The organism is Microcystis sp. M53598_WE2 (genome assembly GCF_030067735.1).
Taxonomy (GTDB): Bacteria; Cyanobacteriota; Cyanobacteriia; order Cyanobacteriales; family Microcystaceae; genus Microcystis; species Microcystis aeruginosa.
Window position 1 is genome coordinate 1 of the sequence record NZ_JASJFE010001097.1, and the last position, 1,333, is coordinate 1,333.

The 1,333-nt window shown below is 42.0% G+C and carries 2 protein-coding genes; one reads left to right on the top strand and one right to left on the bottom strand.

Annotated elements, in window-relative coordinates; genetic code table 11:
* Positions 1-194 precede the first annotated feature (194 nt).
* The gene (locus PX636_RS22380) at positions 195-449 is read left to right on the top strand and encodes a hypothetical protein (RefSeq protein WP_002776534.1); all 255 of its coding nucleotides are present in this window, start codon (positions 195-197) and stop codon (positions 447-449) included.
* Between the two features lie 272 nt (positions 450-721).
* Here the strand turns inward: PX636_RS22380 and PX636_RS22385 are convergent.
* A partial coding sequence (locus PX636_RS22385) for a Uma2 family endonuclease (RefSeq protein WP_002798196.1) occupies positions 722-1,333 on the bottom strand: 612 nt, incomplete at its 5' end.

The window sequence follows — 1,333 nt, forward strand, 5'->3', positions numbered from 1 at the left end:
AGGGCATACCGGAACCTTTGGGCTCGATCCAATAAACGCTTGGGGAGAGAATACCTCTACTTTTTCAGAAGCAATTCTGTCTAAGCAAGTAATCTCTGTGAACCAAGAATCCCCGTCTCTTTAGAGCGGGGAGTGTCAAAACAGGTTTGGCAAAATACTTCCCTAACTATTCCCCAATCTTTCCCCGATTTAAAATGATTTCTGGTCTTAATTATCTGAGCAAAGCTAGTTATCGCTGTATCTTGAGTTTAGGCAGTGCCGGCAGTATTTTAAGTCTCGCTAGTGCCAGCAGCATTTTAAGTCTGGTTAGCATCGGCAGTATGCTCAGTATTGGCAGTGTCGGCAGTATTCTTAGTATTGGCAGTGTTGGCAGTATTCTTAGTATTGGCAGTGTCGGCAGTATCTTTGGCATTTTTCAATATCATTCTCTGCCTAACTATCCAGAGTAGTTTTAATGAACTAATAGTCACCGCTTCTTTATCGATGGCGGTTTTTTGGCTCTCTTAGGTTTGGTGGGTAAAATGTATTCTAAGATACAGTCCTGCTGGCGAGCGAGTGGAAGGAACCACTCCAGACACAGAGGACACAAAGATTGATCGCTTCTATAGTAAGTTAAACTGATCACACAAGGAATAAGAGAGCCGTTTTTTGAGTTTAAACTGTGGGGCGATCGCTTTTTATGCAAACAAAATAGAAAGGGGTATTAATCGGATTAAGCGATTTATGAAACTGCGGCAAAACTAACACGACGATAAATTTCTAGCAAGGGAAGTTCAACGTTTAAACTCTCCAGAGGGATTATTTGACTAAGTTGATCGTAGGTTTGTAGTTGCCAGCGATCGCTCTGTGCGAGTCTAAAATATTGCTCAATGTAGGGTTCAGTTTGACTAACGAGCAGATATTCACAAAAACTTGGCAGGGAACGATATTTTCTAAATTTATCACCTCGATCATAGGCTTCCGTGGCGGGGGAAAGCACCTCTACAATAAATAAAGGATTAAGAATTTCGTCTTTGCGATCGCCGTTAAATTCCGGTTCATGGTTAACAACCATGAGATCGGTATAGGTTCCACAATGATATTCAGGAATCCACAACCGCAGATCGCTGTTATAGAGACGAAAATCCCTATCTCTCAATAAAAATCCCAAAAAAACCGAGATATTGATCGCGATTGCGCTGTGGGTTGCGGTTCCTCCAGGCATAAGAATCATTTCTCCATGGCAATATTCATAACGTTCCTGAGAAGTTTCAGCGATCGCCCGATATGCTTCCAAAGTGACAGGGGTTTTGGTGACTGTCGCAATAGTTGGTTTTTCTTGAGCGATAATCAT